We start from the raw sequence: 24,920 nt of genomic DNA, 5'->3' as shown, positions 1-24,920 counted from the left end.
AAATCGCGCCAGCCGAATGTCGCCTTGCATGTCCATGCCGGTCTAAGGGAGTCGCATATGTCGCGACACGCAATCAGGGAAGCCTGTCGAAGCGCCGAAGCCGTTTGTGTGGCGGCGCTGGTGACCGAACTGGAAGGCATGGAACTCGCCGCGCCGGCGATCAAGGCGCAGGCGCGAGCCCTGGTCGAGGCGGTGCGTAGCCGGCGGCGCGGCGCCGGCGGCGCAGACCACCTGATGCACGAGTTTTCGTTATCGACACCCGAAGGCATTGCCCTGATGTGCCTGGCCGAGGCCTTGCTGCGCGTTCCCGATGCGGCCACGGCGGATCGCCTGATCCGCGACAAGCTGAGCCACGGCGACTGGCAAGCGCACCTCGGCGGCCAGCGTTCGCTGTTCGTCAATGCCGCCAGTTGGGCTTTGCTGCTCAGCGGCAAGCTGGTCGCCGCGCCCTCGCACGGCGTCCTGGGCCAGGCGCTGGGCGGCCTGTTGAGCCGCGGTGGCGAACCCCTGGTGCGCCGCGGGGTGGCTTATGCGATGACTCTGCTGGCAAGGCAATTCGTTGCCGGCACGACCATAGCCGAGGCGCTGACGCAGGCCGCCGCCAAGGAAGCCGACGGCTATACCCACTCCTTCGACATGCTCGGCGAGGCGGCCTTGAGCGCCGCCGATGCCGAGCGCTACCGGCGCGCCTATGAAAGCGCGATCCATGCCATCGGCACTGCCGCCGGCGGGCGCGGCGTGGTGGCCGGGGCCGGCGTCTCGGTCAAGCTCTCGGCCCTGCACCCGCGCTACCAGTACAGCCAGAAGGCGCGCGTGATGGCGGAACTCGGACCGGCACTGAAATCCCTGATGCTGCTGGCGAAGCGCTACGGCATCGGGCTCAGCATCGATGCGGAAGAAGCCGAGCGCCTCGAACTTTCGCTCGACCTTCTCGAATCCCTCGCCGCCGACCGCGACCTGGCCGGCTGGGACGGTCTCGGTTTCGTGATCCAGGCCTACCAGAAGCGCGGCATCCACGTCGTCGACTGGCTGATCGGGCTGGCGCGGCGACAGCGGCGGCGCATCATGCTGCGCCTGGTCAAGGGCGCCTATTGGGACAGCGAAATCCGGCGCGCCCAGGTCGACGGCCTCGCCGACTACCCGGTGTTCACGCGCAAGTTCCATACCGATCTGTCCTATCTTGCCTGCGCCGGCCGCATGCTGGCGGCGCCAGACGCGATCTATCCCCAGTTCGCCACCCACAATGCGCAGACCGTCGCCGCCGTGATGCAGTTGGCGCGCCGACGCGGCATCGAGGACTACGAATTCCAGTGCCTGCACGGCATGGGCGAGGCGCTCTACGACCACCTGGTGGGCGCCGAAAACGGCGGCAGGCGCTGCCGCATCTATGCCCCGGTCGGCAGCCACGAGACCCTGCTGCCTTACCTGGTGCGCCGGCTGCTGGAAAACGGCGCCAACAGTTCCTTCGTCAATCGCATCGTCGATGAATCGGTGTCGATCGACGAACTGCTCGCCGATCCGCTGAGCCGGGTCAGGCAGCAGGGCGGCGCGCCGCACCCGGCGATCCCCCTGCCGGCGCGGATTTTCGGCGCCGAGCGGCTCAACTCGGCCGGGGTCGACCTGACCGACGAAGCGCGCATTGCCGAACTCGAATCCGGCCTGGCGCAGCTTGCCGCCCGACAGTGGTCGGCGCGGCCGTTGCCGGGCGCGGCCACCGCAGCCACCGGCCAGCCCCTGCCGGTGCTGAATCCGGCCGACCATGGAGACAGGGTCGGCGAAGTGACCGAGGCCGATGCCGCGATGCTTGAACTGGCGCTGGCGACCGCGGCATCCTGCGCCGCGGACTGGGGGCGCACGCCGCCGGCCACGCGCGCGGCGGCACTGCTGCGCGCCGCCGACCTGCTCGAAGCGCAGCGCATGCAACTGCTGAGTCTGTGCATCCGCGAGGCCGGCAAGACCTGGAGCAATGGCCTGGCCGAAATTCGCGAAGCCGTGGATTTCTGTCGCTACTACGCCGCGCAGCTCGGCAGCGGCCGCTATCAGCCGGCGGACGCGATCCCGGGGCCGGTGGTCTGCATCAGCCCCTGGAATTTTCCGCTGGCGATATTCGTCGGCCAGATCAGCGCGGCCCTGGCTGCCGGCAGCCCGGTGATCGCCAAGCCGGCCGAACAGACGCCGCTGATCGCTTGTCTTGCCGTGGAACTGCTGCGCCAGGCCGGCATTCCGCCGCAAGCCCTGCAACTGCTGCCCGGGCGCGGTGAAACCGTGGGCGCCGCGCTGGTCGCCGATCCGCGCGTGCGCGGCGTGCTATTCACGGGCTCCACCGAGGTGGCGCAGTTGATCAACCAGCGCATCGCCGTACGCGAAGAGGTGCGCCTGATTGCGGAAACCGGCGGCCAAAACGCAATGATCGTCGATTCCTCGGCCCTGCCCGAACAGGTGGTACAGGACGTGCTGAGCTCGGCCTTCGACAGCGCCGGCCAACGCTGCTCGGCCTTGCGGGTACTGTGCCTGCAGCACGAGATTGCCGACCGCGTGCTGCCGCTGCTGAAGGCCGCGGCGGGAGAACTGCAGATCGGCAGTCCGGCGCACCTGGCGACCGACATCGGCCCGGTGATCGACGGCAAGGCCCGCGACGCACTGCTCGACCACGTCGCGCGGATGTGCGAAAAAGGCCGGCCGGTGTGGCAGGCCAGCCTGCCGGCGGCCTGCCGCAGCGGCTGCTTCGTGGCGCCGACGCTGATCGAGATCGATGCGCTGGCCGAGCTGCAGGGCGAGGTCTTCGGCCCGGTGCTACACGTGCTGCGCTTCGCCGCCGACGACCTCGAAGGCCTGGTGGCGGCCATCAATGCCACCGGCTACGGCCTGACCCTGGGCGTGCATAGCCGCATCGACGAAACGGTCGGGAAAGTAGTGAAGGCGGCGCGCGTCGGCAACATCTACGTCAATCGAAACATGATCGGCGCCGTGGTCGGCGTGCAGCCCTTCGGCGGCGAGGGCCTGTCCGGCACCGGACCGAAATCCGGCGGGCCGCTGTATCTGCATGCGCTGGCGGGCAGCGAGCAGGTCGCGCCGGCGGACCTCGGCTGCGCTGCCGCCGATCCTCTACCCGCGCTGCACACGCTGGCGGCATGGGCCGCCGGCAACGGACGAAGCGCCCTGGCCCAATGCTGCGCGCGCTATGGCGAACTGTCGCTGCGTGAGGTCCGGCTCGAACTGCCGGGCGCCACCGGCGAACGCAACACCCTGAGCTTCGTGCCGCGCGGCCGCCTGCTTTGCCTGGCGTGCGACGCAGACGCGCTGCTCGAACAGCTTGCGGCGGTGCTCGCGGTCGACGGCAGCGCCGTGATGGTCGACGGCGCGCCGGCCAGGAGCATCAGGGCCGCGCTGCCCCGGGAACTGGTGATGCGGATCGAATTCCTACCGCAGGTGGACTGCCTTGGCCTGGCGGGCGTGCTGCTGACCCGCGACCTCGGCGTATCGGCCAGGCGGCCGCGCCTGGCCGATACGCCGGGACCCCTGATACCCGTGTTCCAGCCCGGCGCAAGAAGCGCGCTCTACCCGCTGTACCGCATGCTGGTCGAGCGCCTGGTCAGCGTCAATACGGCGGCGACGGGCGGCAATGCCGGCTTGATGGCCCTCGGCGACGAAGGTCCGGATGGAGAGCAGGCAACCCGCGCGGCTTAGCGTGCCGTGCCGCGATAACGCGGCGCGGCGTAGGGATGGGCGTTGCGGAAGGCCTCGAACAGCTTCCAGCGCACCACCGGAATCCGCGACACCAGTTTCAGCGGCACCGAATAGACCTCGCAACTGTCCAGCGCCACCAGGCTGGGTTCCGGCTCGGCCGCTGTGGCCGGTTCGCCGGCGCCCTTGGACACCGCGGCAAACAGGCTGTCCGCGCCCCAGAACTCGCCCTTGCCGAGCACCGGCGCCTTCTCGTCATTGCCCTTGGCCAGCCGTCCCTTGCCGATCAGGTGCAGTTGATGCGGATCGCCGATGAAATGCCGGCCGGCGTGCAGGCGGGTGATGGTGCAATTCTTGGCCAGTGAAAACAGCGTGGTGTTGGTCACCGCATCGCTGAACAGGAAGGTGCGCCGCAGGCGCTCCTCGACCGTGCGCACCTTGAGCAGTTCGGCGCTGGAAAAGAAGCGCTCGACAAAATTGCGGTAGAGGTCTGCCGGCAGGCGCAAGGCCTGGACGAAACCCACCGAGCGATAGGTATCTTCGCTCTGCCGGTTGTGAATCGCGGCCGATTCGGCCAGCAGCGAACCGCTGAACAGGAAATGGGCGCTGTTCGGATCCTGGGTCAGGATTTCGACCTTGCCGGCCAGCAGCAGATAGATCTCCTGCGGCACCGTCCCCGCCGAGGTGATGATGGTTTCCGGATTGAAGGTGACGATGCGGTTGTTCAGCAGCATGTGCAGGCGCTCGACCGGCACCGTCGGAAAATAGCTCTTGAGAAATTCGCTGGCATCGCGCAGCAGGAAGTTCTGCTCCCCCGGAATCATCACGTCCAGGGTGCCGAAGGGCGCGCCCGAACCGATGCGTCGCTCCTCCTGCGTCAGATCGCGCGAGGTATGCGCGAGCAACAGCCGGGGCGTGGCGTCGGTGGCGAAGTCCTCGGCGCAGCCGTGGATCATGCCGCCGCCGATGTCGATCTTCTTCAGGTCCACCGCTTCCAGGTAGGACGCCTTGATCGCCTGCGCGCGCTCCGGGCTCAGGCCGGGCGCAGTCGCGTCGGCGCTGACCATGGCGTCGATGACGCGGAACGAGGCGACGTCGGCGAGGTGGGCATAGGTGCGGTAGCCGCCTTCCCAGAGCACGCGGAAATTGAATATCGTGGTCTCCACCGGATGCGGCGAAATGGTCGGCCGCACTTCCAGGCCCATGATGTCGTTCCACTCCCCTTCCACCAGGTCGCAGATGTCGAAGTATCGGGCGAACTCGCTTTCCGGTATCGACAGCAGCGCGCAGAACTTCCGCGTCACCGACGCCCGCACCAGCGGCGTGGCGAAATACTGCAGCGGCCGGTCGCACTGGAGCAGCGTCGTCAGCCCGGCGAAATGATCGTCGTGGCAATGCGTGTGGAAAATCCCCGCCACTTCCTTCTTGCCTATGCCCAGTGCGTCGAGACTGTAGTGGATGTTGGGGCCCGCGTCGATCAGGTACACGCGGCCCTGATGGATCAGCACGCTGCCCATGGCCGGGCGGTTGAAGTCCCAGCCGTCGCCGTCGCCGGCATGCACCACGGCGAAATAGTGGCGGTCGATCGCGACATGGCTCAGCGGATAGGGGCAGGGATAGATCTGATGCGGTTCGAGGTTGAGATCCACCTCGACGAAATCCTCGCCATGGCGTATGTCGAAGACATTATGGGCGAGGCGCTTGATGCTGACGCCGTTGCCGATATCGATGCTGCCCGCGGTCAGGGGATGGCATTCGACGAAAGCTTCGGGACGCGCGATCTGGCCGAAGGCGAACTTGAGCTTGACGCGCATCAGTTCGTCGGCCGCGGCCTCCTCGACACCCGCCTTCATCATTTCCTCGGCGGAGATCAGGCCGTAGTTGCCGCGATGGATGTAGCGCAACTGGGCCGCCAGCTGCTCCGGCGTGCCGATCAGCTTCGGCTTCATGCCGGTATTGTTGGGATGGTTCGGGATCAGCATGCCCTGCCGGTAGAGCATCTGCAGGATGGGGAACTCGGCCAGATTGCACAGGTGTCCGTTCTGGATCATCGAGTCCGACAGCAGGATCGCATTGGGGCCGTTCTCGAAGGCCACGCCGTTGCGTTCGGTGGTCTGGATGATGCCCCGCCGCAACAGATGCTTGACGCTGTCGGCCGGCGAACCGCACAGCAGATAGATACCGGCAGCCGGTATCTCGACAAAGCAGATTCCGTTGGCAACCACGAGTTTACGTATCGACATGGCCAATGATCCTTTGCTTCGTTGCTTGTTCGAGATTGCAGTCTATCGGGCAGACACTGCGTCGGGTGCCCTCCTGACCGCTTGCGAAAATGCCAGGCGACGAATCGCAGCAATCGATATATCAGGTTTCAATTGTATGACACGATCAACAATGCCGCCAGAACTCGCGCGTCCTCGGCGTCAAGACCAGTGGCGCAGGGCGATTCGGGGGATTCCGCTACGTGCCGATGGGACCGGGAACGACCTGAGGGCGAATCCCACCGGGGGACGCCTGCCCGCAAAGCGGAATCCCAGGCGTGCAAAGCACCGTCCGCGGCAGGGCGCCGCAGACATATCCCACCGGGGGATACCGTCTGCGGCTATGCGCCGCAGACATAAAAAACGGAGCCCGCGGGCTCCGTTCTCGATTCGGGTGGGGTGGCTGATGGGACTCGAACCCACGACAACTGGAATCACAATCCAGGACTCTACCAACTGAGCTACAGCCACCACCGAAAAACATGCCGCCCGGAACCAGGTCCCGGTTGGGCAGGGGGCGAATTATGGGAGAAGGGCGGAAAAGAATCAAGCCTTGGCCTTAAGCTTGAAGCGAGCAAAAGTTGGCGCTGACGGCACGGCGATAGCGCGGCGCCGGCGGCACAGCCGATCCCACAGGGCGATCCGCGCCGGTCCGCGCATGGCAAAGCGGCGCCTGCCCCAGGAAGCTGCCGGTTTTTTGCAGGCTGAATCCGCTATCCCGAGCTTGTCAGCGACCTTCATCTCGCGTACCATATTTGCAGAATCTTGTTCCACTCTGCAGTATCCCAACTCCAATAAGGCGCACAGCAAAGGACCGACTACCGATGGATCTCAATTTCACTGCCGAGGAGCAGTCCTTCCGGGAAGAAGTGCGCGGCTTTCTGCGCGCCAAACTGCCCCCTGAAATCAGCCGCAAGGTGCTTGGCGGCAAACGCCTGGCGAAGGACGATTTCGTGCGCTGGCAAAAACTGCTGCACGCCCAGGGCTGGGGCGCGGCGGGCTGGCCCGCGGCCTTTGGCGGCACCGGCTGGAATGCCGTGCAGCAGCATATCTTCGATGAGGAATGCGCCGACGCCGGGGCGCCAATGCAACTGCCCTTCGGCCTCAAGATGGTGGCGCCGGTGATCATGGCCTTCGGCAATCCGGCACAGCAGCAGCGCTTCCTGCCGCGCATCATCGACGGCACGGACTGGTGGTGCCAGGGCTATTCCGAGCCGGGTTCGGGCTCCGACTTGGCGTCTCTCAAAATGCGGGCGGTGCGGGAAGGCGACCAATACGTGGTGAATGGCCAGAAGACCTGGACCACACTCGGCCAGCACGCCGACTGGATTTTCTGCCTGGTCCGCACCTCGACCGAAGGTCGCCAGCAGGAAGGCATTTCCTTCCTGCTGATCGACATGAAGACCCCGGGCATCACGGTGCGGCCGATCATCATGCTGGACGGCGAACACGAGATCAACGAAGTCTGGTTCGAGGAGGTCAAAGTGCCGGCCGAAAACCTGATCGGCGAGGAGAACAAGGGCTGGACCTATGCCAAGTTCCTGCTCGGCCACGAACGCACGGGGATTGCCGGCGTCGGCCGCTCGAAGCGCGAACTGAAGAAGCTCAAGGAGATCGCGCGCAAGGAAACTTCGGCTGGCCGCCCGCTGATCGAGGATCAGCGCTTCCGCGACCGCATCGCCCAGGTCGAGCTCGAACTCATGGCGCTGGAGATCACCAACCTGCGCGTCATATCGTCTGACAGCGCTACCGAAGGCGAGAAGAAGCGCGCACCCGGCCCGGAAGCCTCGATCCTCAAGGTCAAGGGTTCCGAAATCCAGCAGATGCTGACCGAACTCAAGATGCAGGCCCTGGGTCATTACGCCCTGCCCTGGCTCGACGAGGGCCTCGACGCCGACTGGAGCGGCGACGCAGCAATGCCCGCCTATGCCGACCACGCACCGCCGCTGTCCGGACAGTATTTCAACATGCGCAAGACCACCATCTACGGCGGTTCCAACGAAATCCAGAAAAACATCATCTCGCAGATGATCCTGGGACTGTAAGGACACGACTTCATGGACTTCAACTACACCGAAGAACAACTCGCCCTGCAGGACACCCTGCGCCGCTTCATTGCCAAGGACTACCCCTTCGAGCACCGCCGCGCGCTGGCGAAGTCCGCCGACGGCTTCGATCGCGCGGCATGGAAGACCTTCGCCGATTTCGGCATCCTCGCCCTGCCTTTTCACGAAGATTTCGGCGGCCTCAACGGCAATGCCGTCGACAGCATGCTGGTCATGGAAATGCTCGGCCGCGGCCTGGCGCTGGAACCCTATGTCTCGACCGTCGTGCTCTGCGGCGGGCTGATCCGCGATGCCGGCAGCGCCGCGCAGAAGGAAGAACTGTTGCCGGCGATTGCCGGCGGCGAACTGATGCTGGCGCTGGCGCACTACGAAGCCGGCGGCCGATATGCGCTCGACCGGGTCGCCACCACCGCCACAGCCGTGGGCGGCGGCTGGCGGCTCGACGGCGCCAAGGTCGTGGTGCTCGGTGCCCCATCGGCCGATAAACTGATCGTCTCGGCGCGGAATGGCACGGGAATATCGCTGTTCCTGGTCGACGCCAAGGCTCCAGGCGTCAGCTTGCGCGCCTATCCGACGCAGGACGGCGCCCGCGCCGCCGACGTGAAACTGGCCGGCGTCAAGCTCGGCGCCGAGGCGCTGCTCGGCACGGCCGGCGATGCGCTGCCGGTCATCGAGCGCGCTGTCGACTATGCCAATGCCGCACTCTGCGCCGAAGCCGTCGGCATCATGTCGGCGCTCAATGAAGTCACGCTGGAATACCTGAAGACACGCAAGCAGTTCGGCGTGCCTATCGGCAAGTTCCAGGCGCTGCAGCACCGCATGGCCGACATGGTGATCGCTACCGAGCAGGCCCGCTCCATGGCCACGCTCGCTGCGGTGCGGGTCGACTCGACCGATGCGGCAGAGCGCAGCCGCGCCGTAGCCGCCGCGCGGGCCTACATCGGCGCCCAGGCCCGCCTGGTCGGCCAGCAGGCGGTGCAGCTGCACGGCGGCATGGGCGTGGTCGATGAACTCAACGTCGGCCATTATTTCAAGCGCCTGACGGTGATCGGCCTGAGCTTCGGCGACACGGACTACCATCTCGGCCGCTTCAGCGACACGCTTCTGGCCGCTTGAAAATGGCTGGAATCATCAATCGCCGCGACCTGGAATTCCAGCTCTTCGAAGTCCTCGATACCGAAAGCCTGACCGCCCGCCCACGCTACGCCGAGCACAGCAAGGAAACCTTCCTCGCCGTGCTCGACACGGCCGAGGCGATGGCCACGGAAAAGTTCGCGCCGCACAACCACAAGGCCGACGCCAACGAGCCGACCTTCGACGGCCGCAGTGTGAGCATGATTCCCGAGGTCAAGGAGGCGCTGAAGGCTTTCAGCGAGGCCGGCTTCATCGCCGCCGCGCACGACTTCGAACGCGGCGGCATGCAGCTGCCGGTAGTCATGACCCAGGCGGCGTTCTCGCTGTTCAAGAGCGCCAACGTCGGCACCGCGGCCTATCCCTTCCTCACCATCGGCAACGCCAACGTCATCCACCGCTTCGGCAGCGAGGCGCAGAAAGAGAAATACCTGGCGCCGCTGCTGGCAGGCCGCTTCTTCGGCACCATGGCGCTGACCGAGCCTCAGGCCGGGTCGAGCCTGTCCGACATCACCACCACCGCGACGCCGAATGCGGACGGCACGTATTCGCTGCGCGGCAACAAGATATTCATTTCCGGCGGCGACCACGAGCTCTCGGAAAACATCGTGCATCTGGTGCTGGCCAAGATTCCCGGCGGGCCGCCGGGCGTCAAGGGCATCTCGCTGTTCATCGTGCCCAAGTTTCGCGTCAATGACGACGGCACGCTCGGGCAAAGAAACGACGTCAACCTGGCCGGCCTGATCCACAAGATGGGCTACCGCGGCACCACCTCGACCATGCTCTCCTTCGGCGAGCAGAACCAGTGCGTCGGCGAACTGGTGGGCGAGGCGCACCGGGGCCTGTCCTACATGTTCCACATGATGAACGAGGCGCGCATCGGCGTCGGCATGGGTGCCGTGATGCTCGGCTACCGCGGCTACCTGGCCTCGCTCGACTACGCCCGCGAACGCCCGCAGGGCCGCGCGCCGAACAACAAGAATCCGGCCGAACCGCAAGTGAAGATCATCGAGCACGCCGACGTGCGGCGCATGCTGCTGGCGCAGAAGGCCTACGTCGAGGGCGGTTACGGGCTGTGCCTGTATTGCGCGCGGCTGGTCGATGAACAGAGAGTTGGTGCTGGGGACACGGCGAAGATGGAGGCGTCATTGCTGCTCGACCTGCTGACGCCGATCGCCAAGTCCTGGCCCTCGCAGTGGTGCCTCGAAGCCAACAGCCTGGCGATCCAGATTCACGGCGGCTACGGCTACACGCGCGAATACCCGGTCGAGCAGTTCTACCGCGACAACCGGCTCAATCCGATCCACGAAGGCACCCATGGCATCCAGGCGCTGGACCTGCTCGGACGCAAGGCGGTGATGAACGGCGGCGCGGCGATGAAGCTGTTCGTCCGCGAGGCACAGCAGACCATCGCCGAGGCGCTACGCGACGCCACGCTTGCGGGCTACGCCGCCGAACTCGACGCGGCGCTGGGCGACGTCGCAGCCACGCTGCAGGCCCTCGGCCCCGTGCTGGCGACAAATCCGACGCTGGCGCTGGCCAATGCCGTGCTCTTCCTCGAAGCCTTCGGCCATACGGTGATCGCCTGGATCTGGCTGCGCCAGGCGCTGGCGGCACAGCGCGGCGTGGCCGACGGCATCGCCGCCGATGCGGACTTCTATCGTGGCAAACTGGCGGCCTGCCGTTGGTTCTATCGCTGGGAACTGCCCAAGACCCGCCAGTGGCATGAACTGCTGCGCAGCCTCGACGACACCACCCTGAACATGAAGCCGGAGAGCTTCTAGTGCGCAGCTTCGGATATTCTGCAAACCTTTCCGCAAACCTTGTAGGGCCGGCTTCAGCCGGCCAGCGTGGATGGCGGTGTAGGGCCGGCTTCAGCCGGCCGGGCGTGGATGGCGGACTGAAGTCCGCCCTACAGTCCGCCCTACAGTTCGCCCAACGACATATCTTCGACGGAACATCATGAGCCACCCCAACATCCTCGTCAGCGACAGCGACGGCATCGTCAGCATCGAGATCAGCCGCCGCGACAAGAAGAACGCCATCACCGGCGACATGTACCGCGCCATGAGCGCGGCGCTCAGCCGCGCCCGCGAACAGCCCCATGTCCGGGCTGTGCTGCTTCGCGGCCAGGACGATCTGTTCACCGCCGGCAACGACCTGACCGACTTCCTGCAGCGCAAGGCCAATGACCCCAGCGCGGCGATTCCCTTCCTGCACCTGCTGTCGGCCTTCGAAAAGCCGCTGGTCGCCGCCGTCGCCGGCAATGCGGTGGGCATCGGCACGACGCTGCTGCTGCATTGCGACCTGGTCTATGCGGCCGACAACTCGAAATTCCAACTGCCCTTCGTCAATCTCGCGCTGTGTCCCGAGGCTGGTTCCAGCCTGCTGCTGCCGCGCGTCGCCGGCCACCAGCGCGCGGCCGAACTGCTGCTGCTGGGCGAACCCTTCGACGCCGCGATGGCCTGCGCTGCGGGCTTCGTCAATCGCGTTGTGCCGGCCGCAGCCTTGATGGAAACCGCCATGGCCGCGGCACGCAAACTCGCCGCGCGGCCGGCGCAATCCCTGGCCGTGACCAAGGCGCTGATGAAGCGTCCGCCAGAGCGCAGCGCGCGCGAGGCCATGGACGAAGAGGTGGTCTTCTTCTCCGACCTGGTTGCCGCTCCGGCCGCGAAGGAAATCTTCGCCGCCTTCCTCGAAAAACGCCCACCCGACCCCACCAAAATCCACGGACACAAGACATGAGCACCGACATCCCCGATGGCTTCAAGCCGCTCAAGCGCGGCGGCGGCTACCTGACCAGCCTCGGCCCCTGGTACTACCGGATCGACGAAACGAAAGGCGAGAACGGCCAGATCGTTCTCGCCATCCGCATCGAGGACCGCCACACCAACATCCGCCACATCGCCCACGGCGGCTTTCTCGTCACCATGGTGGACACGGCGCTGGGCATCGTCGTTTCCAGTTCGCGCGAGCCGCCGCAGCCCATCGTCACGGTCAGCCTCACCACCAACTTCATCACCGCCGCCGAGCCCGGCGACTGGGTCGAGGCCCATGTCGACATCGACCGCATGGGCGGCCGCCTGGCCTATGCCAGCTGCACGCTGCGGACCGGAGAGCGCACCATCATGACCGGCACCGGCGTCTTCGCCCTGATGAAGCCCGCCACGCCGCGCGAGCAACCGGACGGCTGAAGACGACATGCAGAAAATCCATGTACTCCTGAAAAAGGAAGAACTCGACGCCCAGCGCCTCGAAGGCAAGGTGGTGGTGGTGCTCGACATCCTGTTCGCCACCTCGTCCATCGTCACGGCGCTGGCCCACGGCGCCACGGAAGTCATCCCGACCCTCGACGGCCGCGCCGCGCAGGAAGCGGCCAAGGAGTTTCCCGCCGGTTCCTACGTGCTCTCCGGCGAACTCAATGCCGACACCCTGCCCGGCTTTGTCCATCCGACACCGAAGGCCCTGCTGGCCGAAGGCGTCAGTGGCCGCCTGCTGATCTACTGCACCACCAACGGCACCGTGGCGCTGGCCAAGTCGCAGGGCGCCGCCCACGTCTATGCCGCGGCCCTGCTCAACGGCCGCGCCGTGGTTGAGCACATCGTCAAGCAGCATCCGGACAGCACCATCCTGATCGTCTGCTCGGGCTCGGCCGACAACTTCAATCTGGAAGACTTCTACGGCGCCGGCTACCTGGTGTCCTTGTTTCGTCACCGCTTATTGGCCAACGCGGCCAGCGCCGACTATTCCGATGCCGCGCTCGCCGCGGAACTGCTGCACGACCATTGCGACGGCCTCGACGCCCTGCGCCGCGCCCGTGTCGGGCGCATGATGCTGGCGCGCCGGCTCGATGCCGAAGTCGCCTTCGCCGCGCAGGAAAGCTGTTTTGACGTGGTGCCGCTGCTGCAGGACGGTGCGCTACGCCCCGTGTAAACCCAAACAAGGTCAAACATGAACGCCCCACAGAAAACCTACAAGTACTACTGGGAAGATTTTCCCGTCGGCAAGGTCAGCGAATTCGGCAACATGACGGTAAGCGCCGAGGAGATCATCGACTTCGCCGGCAAATTCGATCCCCAGCCATTCCACCTCTCCGAGGAAGGCGGCAAAAACAGCCTGTTCGGCGGGCTGTGCGCCAGCGGCTGGCATACCTGCGCCATGGCCATGCGCATGATGTGCGACGGCTACATCCTTGAATCGGCCAGCCTCGGTTCGCCGGGCCTGGAGAACATCCGCTGGCTGAAGCCGGTACGCCCCGGCGACACCCTGCATGTGCGTTCGGTGGTGCTCGAAGCGCGGCCGATGGACAGCAAGCCCCACGTCGGCCTGCTGCGCGTGCGCACCGAGGTGCTGAACCAGAACAACGAGGAAGTCATGCAGATGGAGGGCTACGGCATGTATCGGCGGCGCAACCCGGGGGCACCGAAGGAATAATGAGTCCCGCCGAAGCGATCGAGCAGCCCTTCGGCACCTACGCCGAACTGATACACGAGCACGCGCTGGCGCGCCCCGACCATCCGGCGCTGATCCAGGACGCACGTCAGGTTTCCTTTGCCACGCTCGACGCGATGATGGATCGCGTCGCCGCCACGCTGCAGCGCGAAGGCATCCGCCCCACCGAGGCCGTGGCGATCTGCGCCGCCACCTCGCTCGAATACGCCGCGGTGTTCCTCGGCGCCTTGCGCGCCGGCGTCGCCGTGGCGCCGCTGGCGCCCTCCTCGACCGCGCAAAGCCTGGCCGACATGGCGGCAAATGCCGACGCAAAACTGCTGTTCGTCGACGCCGCGACCGCGCAGGAACTGGCTGCCCTGCGCGGCGACATCGCGGCGCACTTCGTCGCGCTCGACGACAGCGCCGACGGCATAGCCTTTTCGCGCTGGCTGATGCCGGCCGGCAGCGTGCCGAAACAAGTGACCATCCGCCCCGACTGGCCCTTCAACATCATCTATTCCTCGGGCACCACGGGCGCACCCAAGGGCATCGTCCAGCCGCACGGCATGCGCTGGTCCCACATCCAGCGTGCACGCCTGCAGGGCTATGGACCCGATGCCGTGACCCTGATCGCGACCCCGCTCTACTCCAACACCACGCTGGTCAGCTTCTTCCCCACTGTTACGCTGGGCGGCAGCGTGGTGCTGATGGCGAAGTTCGACGCCGCGAAGTACCTGGCGCTGGCCGAGCAGCACCGCGCCACCCACACCATGCTGGTGCCCGTGCAGTACCAGCGCCTGATGACCCACCCGGATTTCGATCGTCACGACCTCTCATGCTTCCGCATGAAGCTATGCACCAGCGCGCCCTTCGCGGCGGCGCTCAAGGCCGACATCCTCAGGCGCTGGCCCGGCGGCCTGGTCGAGTACTACGGCATGACCGAAGGCGGCGGCACCTGCATCCTCGCCGCCCACGAACACCCGGACAAGCTCGCCACGGTCGGCGCGCCGGCCGAAGGCCACGACATCCGCCTGATCGACGAAGCCGGCCGTGAAGTCGCCCGCGGCGAGATCGGTGAAGTGGTGGGCCATTCGCCGGCCATGATGAGCGGCTACCATCGCCAGCCCGAGAAGACCCGCGAGGCCGAGTGGTACGCGCCCGACGGCAAGCGCTTCATCCGCACCGGCGACGTCGGCAGCTTCGATGCCGACGGCTTCCTGACCCTGATGGATCGCAAGAAGGACATGGTCATTTCGGGCGGCTTCAACGTCTATCCGAGCGACCTCGAAGCCGTGCTGATCCAGCATCCGTCTGTCAGCGAGGCGGCCGTGGTCGGCGTCGCCTCGGAGCGCTGGGGCGAAACGCCGGTGGCTTTTGTCGTCGTAGGAGCGAGCTTGCTCGCGAAACACCCGCCATCGCGAGCAAGCTCGCTCCTACCGGATATGGCAACCGAGATTCGCGAATGGGCCAACCAGCGCCTCGGCAAGACCCAGCGCCTCGCCGCCGTCGAGATCGTCGACGCCCTGCCGCGCAGCGCCATCGGCAAGGTATTGAAACGCGAACTGCGCGACACCTTCGTCCCGCCCGCCGACCTCTGAAAGGAAGCGCCATGGAATTCAGCACCCTCGCAGTCTCGCTCGACGCCAATGTGGCCACCATCGCGCTGAACCGGCCGGACAAGGCCAATGCGATGAGCGAGCCGATGTGGTACGAAATCGAACAGGCCATGCAATGGCTGGATGAAACACCCGAAGCCCGCGTCGGCGTCCTCACCGGGCGCGGCAAGTACTTCACATCAGGGATAGACCTCTCGCTCTTGATGAGTCTCGGCGCCAAGATCGAGGACGAAGACGACGGCCGCCGCCACGAAAAGCTGCGCCGCCTGATCCTGCGCCTGCAGGACACCCTGACCTCCATCGAACGCTGCCGCAAGCCGGTGCTGGCCGCCGTAAACGGCGCCTGCATCGGCGGCGGCATCGACCTGGTCACGGCCTGCGACATGCGCTACTGCTCGTCCAATGCCTGGTTCGCGGTCAAGGAAATCGACGTCGGCATGACGGCCGATGTCGGCACCCTGCAGCGCCTGCCGCGCCTGATCGGCGAAGGCATGGCGCGCGAACTGGCCTACACCGGCCGCAAGGTGGACGGCATCGAAGCGCAGAAAGTTCACCTGGTCAACCGCTGCTTCGAAACCCCCGAGGCGCTCGAAGCCGGCGTCATGGAAATCGCGCGAACCATCGCCGCCAAGTCGCCGCTGGCCATCCGCGGCTGCAAGGAAATGATCACCTACGGCCGCGACCATAGCGTGGCCGACGGCTTGAACTACATCGCCACCTGGAATGCCGCGATGCTGTTGTCGAAGGACTTGTTCGAAGCCGGCGCGGCTGCCATGCAGAAGCGCAATCCGGTGTTCAAAGACTGATAGCTTATGAATAAATCTACTGCGCGTGCCGGATCGGGGCTTGGGCGGTGCTCGCTATCCTCATGTACAGAAACGTACATTCCGGTAGCTGCGCTCCGGCCGCACCCCGCTGCGGCCCGCTCGCTACGATTTCTTCACAACCTATGAGCCGCATGGAACACTTCTTCGCTCCGGTCAACGGGATTCGCCTGCACTGCGTATCCGAGGGCGCGGCCGACGCACCGCTGATGCTCTTCGTCCATGGTTTTCCCGAGTTCTGGTATGCGTGGAAAAGCCAGCTCGAAGAATTCGGCAAGGACCACCGCGCCGTGGCCTTCGACCTGCGCGGCCACAATCTTTCCGACAAGCCCGAGGGCGTCGCGGCCTATCGTCACAAGCCGCTGCTGGAAGACCTGAAGCAGCTGATCGAGCACCTGCAGGCCGGCAAGGAGGACAAGTCCTGCATCCTGGTCGCCCACGACTGGGGCGGCGCGATCGCCTGGACCTTCGCCGCCGCCTACCCGCAGTATGTGAACAAGCTGGTCATCATCAACGCGCCGCACACCGTACCCTTCGCCCGTGCACTGGCCAGCGACCCGGTACAGCAGGAAGCCAGCAATTACATGCTGCTGCTGCGCCACGCCAAGGCCGAGCGCGTGCTGCAAGCCAACAACTACGAGCGCCTGCTGAAGATGTTCAGCCGCACGGCCGACGGCCATTGCGCGCTGACCGACGACGAAATCCCGCTGTATCTGGAAGCCTGGGCCCGGCCCGGCGCGCTGACCTGCGCGCTGAATCTCTACCGCGCCTCGCCGCTCTATCCACCGACACCGGAAGATCCCGGCGCCGCGGCGCTCAAGCTCGATTGCGCGGCGCTCACGGTGCGCGTGCCAACGCTGGTGATCTGGGGCGAGGCCGATACCGCGCTGGGCACCGTGCTGCTCGAAGGCCTCGAAGAAGTCGTCCCCGACCTGCGCATCCGGCGCATTGCCGAAGGCAGCCACTGGGTGATCCACGAACAGCCGCGACGGGTCAGCGCGGCAATCCGCGAGTTTCTTCAGGAAGGCAATACAGCCCCTGCCGAAAAGGCCTAGCCGCCCGCGATCCGCTGCGCGCTCAGTCGTTCGACCTGCGCCTTCAGTTCGCGCAGTTCCGCTTCCAACTGGCGGTTTTTCTCGCTCAAGGCCCGCGTGCGTTCCTGCACCTGCAGTTCGACCTGGTCATTGGCACGGCGCAGTTCGGCGAGCAGGTGCCGTTCCGATTCGGTCAGGTCGTCGGTGACTTCCTGCATCAGTGCCGCCGCCACGCGAGCACCGAGTTCGGGCTCCGTGGCATTGAGCTGGTGCGCCATCGCCCGGTCGACCACCGCGATGTGGTGCAACAGCCAATGCACCAGGTATTCGATCAGGGGAACGGTGATGCTGCGCCGTCCGCTTTCGAAGTCCGAGGTCAGATCCCTCAGCACGCTGCGGAAATAGGCGTGCTCGCCGCAATGCCGCGTGACAAACTCCTGGGTGCAGCCACTGCCGGCCATCAGGCGTTCCTCGAAACCGAAGTGGTCCCGCACGTAGTCGCTCAGGTCGGCCAGCAACTTGCGCATTTTTTCCGGACTGTATTTCTCATGCGTGCTCGAATCGAGCGCGTTGATCATGCCGACCAGGGCGCGATGCTGCTCGTCGATCTCGTCGATGCCGAGCGCAAAGTCGCTGGTCCACTCGATGATATGCAATTTCAATCTCCTGTTGCCCGACTGGCGCCTTGCCCGATGCCGTCGGCCGATTTTATTGTAGGCCCCGTCTCCCGGCCCCGAACCACAGGTGGGCGACTGCAGGCAAGCCTACTACGCCATCGCCGGATGGTCAAAGCCGCTGGCCCCGCTGGCCCCGCGACTTGCCGGGTCCGCGAGCCGAACGACGCAACAGCACCCAGGCGTACACAGCCAGATTGAAGATGATCAGCACAATGCCGAGCGCGTACTGGGACCGTTCATCCAGCCCGGTCGGATAGATCAGCGGCAGCAGGTAGTGCCCGATGAAGCTGCCCGAGTAGCCCGCGTCTCCCGCTGCCACCCGCAGCCGCTGCTCGATCGGCGTCAGCGGACAGACGCCGTGGGTTAACTCGATGGCCACGCCCCAGGCGAGCGCGGGCAGGTGCAGCCAGGCGGCCGCTTTCCAGCGCAGCGACAGCAGGGCGCCGAGGCCGACGAAAAGAATGAAGGCCAGGTGCAGGACAACGACGAGGTCTGCCGCGATGCGTTCGATCATGCGCAGACAGGCTCCGGTTTCGAGGCGACCCGCCCTGACCGCTCAGTCCGCGACCAGCACGATCGGCTCGACGCGCACCGGAAAACTCACCGAATTGGCGATGAAGCACTGGCGGTGCGCCTCTTCGTGCAGCGCCGTCGCCCGCGCCGCGTCGGCACCCGCCGCCAGCGTCGCCACCGGCCGCAGCACCGCTTCGGTAAAGCGCCCGCCGCCGGCGTCCTCGACCATCGTTCCCTGCGCATCGTCGCGGTAGGCCAGCACCACGATCTTCGCCTCGGCGCAGAGGTGCAGATACCACAACATGTGGCAGGACGACAGCGAGGCGACCAGTAGATCCTCGGGATTCCAGCGCGACGCATCGCCGCGGAAGGCCGCATCGGACGAGCCGGGCAGGTCCGGCTTGCCCGGCGCCGAAATCACGTGCTCACGCGAGTAGGCGCGGTAGCTGGCGCTACCCTCACCCAGGTTGCCGGTCCATTCGGTGCGGGTGGCGTAACGGTGGTCGTGAGGCATAGGATGGCTCCGTTCGTTTCGGTCCTGGCTGCGGCTCGCTGACGCTAAGCGCCATGTCAGCGCCCGGCTTCCGCCTGGTAGCGCTTGATCCAGGCCGCGATGTCGTCCGTCACGGCCGCTTCGATGCCAAGGAACTGATGGTAGCCGCTGTGGCAGGGGTTGCCGCCCTCCCTGCCGCCTTCCACCGGCATCAGGTCGACTTTTTTTGCCGCCTTGAATGCGGCGACCAGTTCCGGCATGGCGTCCCAGGGCGTAAACCTGCAACCGTCCTGCTTGTGATGCACCACCAGCACCGGCACCTTGATTTCACGCAGCGGCGCCAGGCTGACCAGATGCAATGCCGCAAACGGCGCCTTGGTGACCGACGAGGTCAGCACCAGACCGTCCGGGCCTTTGTCTTTCAGATGGGTCGAGGCCGCCGCAGCCGACAGCGAGCCGTTGCTGGTGCCGACCGCCCATACCGGAACCTTGGCCTGTTGCCTGAGGAATTCGATCAGCGCCGCATTGTCCTGCGCATGCTCGGCGCCATCGCGGAACTCGTCGAGGCTGCGCCGATCCGAGGGCACGTCCGGGATCACCACGCTGATGCCGTTGCGGACGAAGCGCTGCGCACCGCCGGAAAGGAAGTTCTCGTTGCGCATGGAGCCATTGGGAAAGATGCCGATATTGCCGCCGCCGCCCTGGAACAGCACCGCGCTGGCGACGGGATTTTCCGCCCTGGCATAGACGAAGCGAAGCGTGACGCCGGGTCGCGTGCCGATCTCCTTGACTTCGACCTGGGCCAGGCCCATCGTCGGCAGCAGCGACGCACACAGGAAGGTCAGCATCAGCTTGGGCATGCAAGGCATAGGATTGCTCCTGTCGGGGGAAATGCCCGGAAGATATCACGCCATCCGGCGCTTGGCGCCGACTCAGAACTTTGGGACGCGTATGCGACTGACCATCAGCGAGCCGGAAACCGCGAAAACCAAAACCAGCGGATGGAACATGAAGCCGGCGATTTCGACCACGCCGAACCAGAGCGACTCGCGCAACCCACCCTGCAAGGCCGCGACGAACAGCAGTGCAACCAGCAGCAGCGACGTCGGGATGGGCGTGCCCTCGAAGTACTTCACCTTGCCGCCGACGGACAGCGACTCGGCCGTAATGTTGTAGCGCGCCAGGCGAGATACGCCGCAGGCGACGAAATAGACCAGCACGATCCGGTCGTACAGACCCTGCATGCCACAACCGTAAGCGATCGCCGCCGGCGCCACGCCGAAGGAAATGACATCAGCGAGGGAATCAAGCTCGCGGCCCATCGCAGACGTCTGCTGTCGCCAGCGCGCAATCCGTCCATCGAGGACATCGAAAATAAAAGCCGCCAACACCATGCCGCAGGCGAAGTAGACATGCATGACCTCGCCCGTCTGCAGGTAGGTCATCACCGAAAACAGCGCCCCCATGCCGCAGACCGCGTTGCCCAGCGTGAACCAGTCGGCCAGGTGGAACTCCCGAATCATCGAGAAGGATTTCTTGAATCCAGGTAGCGTCATGGCGGACAGGATACGCCACCGCAGCGGGTGGTGACGGTACCGGCTCCGGGCGAAAGACTAGAGCCCGCCGCGCACCTCATCGACGGCCTGCACTCGGGCGAACAGCCCGCTGAGCGCCGCGAGGAAGGCGGCGTGCACGCTCGCGGCGGGAACCGTCACGCCGCCGAAGGACAAGTCCTTGGTCGCGCAGGCGTCATGTGCCAGCAGGCATTCGAAGCCGAGGTCGGCCGCGGCACGCACGGTGGAATCGACGCACATCTGGGTCATCATGCCGGCAACGACCAGACGGGTAATGTCCTTGTCGCGCAGATGCTGCAGCAAAGGCGTACCGCGGAAGCTGTTGGGGAAGTTTTTCTGAATGATGGTTTCGCCCGTCTGCGGCGACACCGATGGATGAATTTCAACGCCGCTGGTTCCGGGCACGAAGAAGCTGGCGCCGGGACGCGTCGAAATATGCTGGACGTGAATCACCGGCAAGCCCTTGCCACGGAAGGCTTCGAGCAGCTTCCCGGCCCGGGCGCCGGCTTCGGCGCTGCCCACCAGCTCCATGGCGCCGCCCGGAAAGTAATCGTTCTGAATGTCGATAACCAGCAGTGCCGTACTCATTGAAGACCTCCTGTCGATGCCTGATTGACCACCAGTGCGGCGAAATACAGCGCTGTCGCCAGCGCGATGCCGCGCAACGGAATGCTGAACCAATAGAGTTTGGCAAGGAAGACATAGCCGACCAGCATGGCCAGCCCCACCAGCAGCAGGAAGCGCGACTGGAACAGGAAGGAAGCATGGGCCAGTGCCAGATAGCCATACACCAGGCCGAAGAGGATGGCGCCATTGCTGTGGCTCGCGTTGAAGCCGACCCAGGCTTTCCACATCGTCGTCTGGCGCGTGAGTACGGGGGAGACTTGCTTCATTCCCGCTTCCAGCGCGGAGTCCCGCGGATGCAGCTGCGGCCCGCGAAATGTGAGCAGGAGATGGGCCAGGCCGAGCAGCAGGACGATGGCTGAGCTCGCAGCCAGCAGCGCCGATGCAATTGTGATCATGTGCGTCTCTCCTCGCGACCGCGCGACTTAACCCCGCAAGCCCAGCGACGCCTCCAGCTGCTTGACCAGTATCAGCAGGCGCGGGCGCACTTCGCCGAGCAGGAATTCCTTCGACAGCGTAAACGCCGGACCGCCGCAGTTGATGGCCATCGGCGGCAGTCCGCCGCCGGGACGCAGCGGCACGGCAATCGCATTGACATCGGACTGCCATTCGCCGAAGGAACTGACGCAGCCGGTCTCCCGGTATTCGTGCAGCGCGCGTTCGATGCCGTCGCGGATCGCCGGCCAGGCCACCTCGTCGAGCTCCTTGACGCGTTCCATGATGTCCTCGCGTTCGCGCTCTGGAATCATCGCCAGGTAGGCGCGGCCCATCGCCGTGGTGGCGATCGGGATGCGCGAACCGACGTCGAGCGAGAGCGTCAGCGCCGCCGTGCTGCGCGCATTGCCGACATAGATCATCGATAGGCGGTCGCGGCTGCCGAGCGACACCATGGCCTTGGAGAAGTCGGCGAGTTCCTGCATCAGGGGTCGCGACAGGTCGCGCACGTCCAGCCGCGCCAGCATCGCGCTGCCCAGCGCCAGCGTCGAGGTGCCCAGCCGGTACTTGCCGGTCTCCTCGACGAAGACCAGGTAACCGAGCTTGGTCAGCGTGTAGGTCAGGCGCGAGACGGTGGATTTGGGCAGCTTGCAGCGCTTGGCGATATCGAGATTGCCCAGCATCTTTTCGCCGGAGCTGAAGCAGGAAAGCACCGAAAGCCCGCGCGCCAGGGCGGTGACGAAATGGCGATCCTCCTTGCCGGCGGACTTTTCCGCAACGGCTTCGGGGGCGGCAGCGACGGTGTCCTTGTTCTGTTTGCTCATGTCAGTCCTTCAGCGCGCACAGCGCGTCTCGGGCGGCCCGGTATTCGCGTCCGAGTCGCGCCACCACTTCATTTACGGGAAGAATCTCGTCGATCGAACCAACGCCCTGGCCGACGCCCCAGATGTCGCGCCAGGCCTTGGTGCGATCGGAGCCGAAGCTCATGCTGGTCTTGTCGCGCAGCGGCAGGTTGTCGGGATCGAGCCCCTGCGCCGTGATGCTCGGGCGCAGGTAATTGCCATGCACGCCAGTGAAGTAGGGAGTATAGACGACGTCCGCCGCGCTGCTGTCCACGATCATCTGCTTGTAGCCATCGATCGCGTTGGCTTCCGGCGTCGGGATGAAGCGCGTGCCGATGTAGGCCAGGTCGGCGCCCATGGCCTGCGCGGCGAGTATCTGCTCGCCGCGCGCGATAGCCCCGGACAGGGCGATCGGCCCGTCCCAGAAGCGCCGCACCTCCGACACCAGCGCGAAGGGGCTGAGCATGCCGGCGTGCCCCCCGGCGCCGGCCGCGACCAGAATCAGGCCGTCGACGCCGGCTTCCAGCGCCTTTTGCGCGTGGCGCACGCTGATCACGTCGTGGAACACCAGGCCGCCGTAGGCATGCACTTCCTTGACCACGTCGCCCGGCGCGCGCAGGCTGGTGATGATCATCGGCACCCGGTGCTTGACGCACAGCGCGACGTCGTGATCGAGCCGGTCGTTGGAGTGATGCACGATCTGGTTCACGGCAAAGGGCGCGATCTTCCTCGCCGGCTCGGCGCGCCGCGCGGCGGCGAGTTCCGCGGTCAGCAGGGTCAGCCATTCGTCAAGGCTCTCCTTCGGCCGCGCGTTGAGCGCCGGGAAGGAACCGACGATGCCGGCCAGGCATTGCGCCAGCACCAGCGGCGGCTGGGAGACGATGAACATCGGCGCGCCGATCACCGGCAGCGCGAGATTGTCTTGCAGGACTTTGGGCAGGGACATGGGCTCTCCTAAACGGATTGGGCACGTTGCGCCCGGCCGGTCATCAAGCCGGCGGGAATCAGTGCGAGGCAATAGACGAAGGCGATCAGGAAGAAGCCTTCCTGCATCGGCTGCAAGCCATGCACGGCATCCAGCTGGCGCTCGCGAGCTTCGAGGAACAAGGCCAACATGGTCACGCCGAGCGCGCCGCCGAGCTGGCGAAAGAAATTGATCGAAGCCGAACCGGCTGCCTCGGTGCCGTGGGGCAGCAGGCGCAAGGCGCCGGCATTGAGCCCCGGGATGATCAGGCCGAGGCCGACGCGGCCGATCGCAACCCACAGGGCCAGCAGCCAGAAGCCCGTGGCGCGCGAGGAAAATCCCATCAGGATGGCCGCGACGGCGAAGAAGGCCAGTCCCGCCATCGCCACCCGGTTGGGCGGAAAGCGATCGGCCAGCCGTCCCGAAAGCAGCAGTACCACGGCCAGCACGGCGCCGCCCGGCAGCAGCATGACACCCGCCTCGTAGGCCGAAAAGCCGGCGCCGATCTGAGCGAAGATCGGCGCCAGATAGGTCGAGCCGTAAATGCCGACGCCATAGGCCGCGGCGACCAGCACCGCCGCACTGAACCCCGGTTCGCGAAAGATGCGGAAATCCAGCAGCGGATGCAGGGTGTTGCGTTCCCAGACGACGAAGCCATAAGCCAGCGCGACGCCGAGCCCAAGCCCTGCGGCGCCCGCCAGCGGCGCCCGGATCAGCGCCGCCAGGCCGCCGAGCACGGCGCACAGCGCGGCCACCACCAGCACCATGCCGATCGCATCGAATGGCCGCTTGTGGGCTCCGGGCAGCGGACGGCCGGGGACGACGAAACGCGGCGCCAGCGCAATCGCCGCCAGGCACAGCGGCACCGTGACGAGGAACACCGCGCGCCAGCCGAAGTGATCGACCAGCAGTCCGCCCGCCACCGGCCCCACCGCCGGCGACAGCACGATGCCGAGGCCATAGGCGCCCATCGCCCGGCCGCGTTCGTGCATGGGAAACACGTCGATGATCGCCACCATGGCCAGCGGCTGGATCAGGCCGGCGATGCTGCCCTGGCCGATGCGGCACAGCGCCAGCAGTTCGAAGCGGTCGGTCAGCGTGGCAAGGATGGAAAACATGACCAGCAGCAGCAGTGCAACGACATAGGTGCGGCGCAGGCCGAAGCGCTGCATGGCCCAGGTGGCGACCAGCATCGAGGCCGTGGTGGCGGCCAGAAAACCGGTGGACAGGAGCTGCACCTGGTCGTGGCCGACATGGAAGGCGCGAATGATTTCCGGCAGCGCGACATTCACCACGGTGGCTTCCATGATCGCCGAGACCGTGCCGAGCATCACCGTGACCACCACCCACCAGCGATAGCCGGGGCCGTGGCGGTCGAACATCGCCGCGACTTCCCGCTGCCGGGCTTCGGTTTCGGCGCTCATGCACCGCCCTCCCCCCGGCCCCCTGCCCAAGGCAGGGGGTGACGGCGGTTCGCCGCTGCGCGGCTCCATGTGTTAGCTGCGCCCCCTTGGGGCGGCCCGGCGGGGGCGCTCATGAGTCTTTATGAATAGGGTCAATATTCAGTATCTTGTTCCGGATAGTGGCACAGCATTCAAAGCAGCGTCAAGCCGCAACGGGGTCCGCCAGCGTTCCGCGCACCCCGGCAACAGCGCATAAAGAACCAGATTGATGGGAATCATTGACTTTTTTTGCCCTTGCGGGAAGAATCCACACCTTGCCACATCTAACAGAACATTGTTCCGCTATGC

22 protein-coding genes and 1 tRNA gene are annotated in these 24,920 nt (G+C 65.7%); 11 read left to right on the top strand and 12 right to left on the bottom strand.

Annotated features, from left to right (window positions below):
• Positions 1-57: 57 nt before the first annotated feature.
• Positions 58-3,687 (top strand): bifunctional proline dehydrogenase/L-glutamate gamma-semialdehyde dehydrogenase PutA, encoded by a 3,630-nt coding sequence (gene putA, locus RMO95_RS01625; RefSeq protein ID WP_310448838.1) that lies wholly within the window; start codon positions 58-60, stop codon positions 3,685-3,687.
• On the opposite strand, the gene RMO95_RS01620 is transcribed toward putA, so the two are convergent.
• Together RMO95_RS01620 and RMO95_RS01615 are read right to left on the bottom strand one after the other, a co-directional pair.
• Positions 3,684-5,927, bottom strand: a complete 2,244-nt coding sequence (locus tag RMO95_RS01620) for a cyclic nucleotide-binding domain-containing protein (RefSeq protein WP_310448837.1) — start codon at positions 5,925-5,927, stop codon at positions 3,684-3,686. The genes putA and RMO95_RS01620 overlap by 4 nt on opposite strands.
• Positions 5,928-6,340: 413 nt before the next feature.
• Positions 6,341-6,416 (bottom strand) — tRNA-His (locus RMO95_RS01615).
• Between the two features lie 353 nt (positions 6,417-6,769).
• Between RMO95_RS01615 and RMO95_RS01610 the strand changes: the two genes are divergently transcribed.
• The 10 genes from RMO95_RS01610 (at position 6,770) to RMO95_RS01565 (ending at position 17,068) form a co-directional block, all read left to right on the top strand.
• A complete protein-coding gene (locus tag RMO95_RS01610; RefSeq protein ID WP_310448836.1) occupies positions 6,770-7,990 on the top strand; it encodes an acyl-CoA dehydrogenase family protein in 1,221 nt (406 codons plus the stop codon).
• 12 nt (positions 7,991-8,002) lie between these two features.
• Positions 8,003-9,127, top strand: a complete 1,125-nt coding sequence (locus tag RMO95_RS01605; protein ID WP_310448835.1) for an acyl-CoA dehydrogenase family protein — start codon at positions 8,003-8,005, stop codon at positions 9,125-9,127.
• Between the two features lie 2 nt (positions 9,128-9,129).
• On the top strand, positions 9,130-10,926 hold the full coding sequence (locus tag RMO95_RS01600) for an acyl-CoA dehydrogenase (RefSeq protein ID WP_310448834.1): 1,797 nt from the start codon (positions 9,130-9,132) through the stop codon (positions 10,924-10,926).
• Positions 10,927-11,104: 178 nt separating this feature from the next.
• Complete coding sequence (locus tag RMO95_RS01595; RefSeq protein WP_310448833.1) at positions 11,105-11,887, top strand: enoyl-CoA hydratase; 783 nt, start codon at positions 11,105-11,107, stop codon at positions 11,885-11,887.
• Positions 11,884-12,336, top strand: coding sequence for a PaaI family thioesterase (locus tag RMO95_RS01590; protein ID WP_310448832.1), 453 nt, complete (start codon positions 11,884-11,886; stop codon positions 12,334-12,336). The genes RMO95_RS01595 and RMO95_RS01590 overlap by 4 nt, the downstream gene beginning before the upstream one ends.
• Before the next feature lie 7 nt (positions 12,337-12,343).
• Complete coding sequence (locus RMO95_RS01585) at positions 12,344-13,075, top strand: 2-phosphosulfolactate phosphatase (protein WP_310448831.1); 732 nt, start codon at positions 12,344-12,346, stop codon at positions 13,073-13,075.
• 18 nt (positions 13,076-13,093) lie between these two features.
• Positions 13,094-13,576 carry a MaoC family dehydratase gene (locus tag RMO95_RS01580; protein ID WP_310448830.1) on the top strand — a complete coding sequence of 161 codons (483 nt, stop codon included), beginning with the start codon at positions 13,094-13,096 and terminating at the stop codon, positions 13,574-13,576.
• Entirely contained in the window at positions 13,576-15,171 is a 1,596-nt protein-coding gene (locus RMO95_RS01575; RefSeq protein WP_310448829.1) for a class I adenylate-forming enzyme family protein, read from the top strand. Before RMO95_RS01580 ends, RMO95_RS01575 begins: the two co-directional genes overlap by 1 nt.
• Before the next feature lie 11 nt (positions 15,172-15,182).
• Complete coding sequence (locus RMO95_RS01570; RefSeq protein WP_310448828.1) at positions 15,183-15,995, top strand: crotonase/enoyl-CoA hydratase family protein; 813 nt, start codon at positions 15,183-15,185, stop codon at positions 15,993-15,995.
• Between the two features lie 152 nt (positions 15,996-16,147).
• A complete protein-coding gene (locus tag RMO95_RS01565) occupies positions 16,148-17,068 on the top strand; it encodes an alpha/beta hydrolase (RefSeq protein ID WP_310448827.1) in 921 nt (306 codons plus the stop codon).
• On the opposite strand, the gene RMO95_RS01560 is transcribed toward RMO95_RS01565, so the two are convergent.
• The 10 genes from RMO95_RS01560 to RMO95_RS01515 all read right to left on the bottom strand — a co-directional run bounded on the left by RMO95_RS01560 (position 17,065) and on the right by RMO95_RS01515 (position 24,593).
• Complete coding sequence (locus tag RMO95_RS01560; RefSeq protein ID WP_310448826.1) at positions 17,065-17,703, bottom strand: bacteriohemerythrin; 639 nt, start codon at positions 17,701-17,703, stop codon at positions 17,065-17,067. The two genes, RMO95_RS01565 and RMO95_RS01560, sit on opposite strands and share 4 nt — an antisense overlap.
• 130 nt (positions 17,704-17,833) lie before the next feature.
• Positions 17,834-18,238: a DUF2784 domain-containing protein gene (locus RMO95_RS01555; protein WP_310448825.1), complete on the bottom strand. Its 405-nt coding sequence runs from the start codon at positions 18,236-18,238 to the stop codon at positions 17,834-17,836.
• A gap of 42 nt (positions 18,239-18,280) precedes the next feature.
• Entirely contained in the window at positions 18,281-18,751 is a 471-nt protein-coding gene (locus RMO95_RS01550; RefSeq protein WP_310448824.1) for an OsmC family protein, read from the bottom strand.
• 56 nt (positions 18,752-18,807) lie between these two features.
• Positions 18,808-19,599 (bottom strand): hypothetical protein, encoded by a 792-nt coding sequence (locus RMO95_RS01545; protein WP_310448823.1) that lies wholly within the window; start codon positions 19,597-19,599, stop codon positions 18,808-18,810.
• Between the two features lie 63 nt (positions 19,600-19,662).
• The gene (gene pssA / locus RMO95_RS01540) at positions 19,663-20,286 is read right to left on the bottom strand and encodes a CDP-diacylglycerol--serine O-phosphatidyltransferase (RefSeq protein WP_310448822.1); all 624 of its coding nucleotides are present in this window, start codon (positions 20,284-20,286) and stop codon (positions 19,663-19,665) included.
• A 57-nt stretch (positions 20,287-20,343) separates the two neighbouring features.
• Positions 20,344-20,892 (bottom strand): cysteine hydrolase family protein, encoded by a 549-nt coding sequence (locus RMO95_RS01535; RefSeq protein ID WP_310448821.1) that lies wholly within the window; start codon positions 20,890-20,892, stop codon positions 20,344-20,346.
• Entirely contained in the window at positions 20,889-21,326 is a 438-nt protein-coding gene (locus RMO95_RS01530; protein ID WP_310448820.1) for an LIC_13387 family protein, read from the bottom strand. Before RMO95_RS01530 ends, RMO95_RS01535 begins: the two co-directional genes overlap by 4 nt.
• Before the next feature lie 27 nt (positions 21,327-21,353).
• A complete protein-coding gene (locus tag RMO95_RS01525; protein WP_310448819.1) occupies positions 21,354-22,187 on the bottom strand; it encodes an IclR family transcriptional regulator in 834 nt (277 codons plus the stop codon).
• 1 nt (position 22,188) lies between these two features.
• Complete coding sequence (locus tag RMO95_RS01520; RefSeq protein ID WP_310448818.1) at positions 22,189-23,151, bottom strand: nitronate monooxygenase family protein; 963 nt, start codon at positions 23,149-23,151, stop codon at positions 22,189-22,191.
• An 8-nt stretch (positions 23,152-23,159) separates the two neighbouring features.
• Positions 23,160-24,593 carry a DHA2 family efflux MFS transporter permease subunit gene (locus RMO95_RS01515; protein WP_310448817.1) on the bottom strand — a complete coding sequence of 478 codons (1,434 nt, stop codon included), beginning with the start codon at positions 24,591-24,593 and terminating at the stop codon, positions 23,160-23,162.
• Positions 24,594-24,920: the final 327 nt, after the last annotated feature.

The organism is Sulfuritalea sp. (assembly GCF_031426875.1).
GTDB lineage: Bacteria > Pseudomonadota > Gammaproteobacteria > Burkholderiales > Rhodocyclaceae > Sulfuritalea.
The sequence above is the reverse complement of the archived record's forward strand: the minus strand, read 5'-3'. Positions and strand labels throughout refer to the sequence as shown.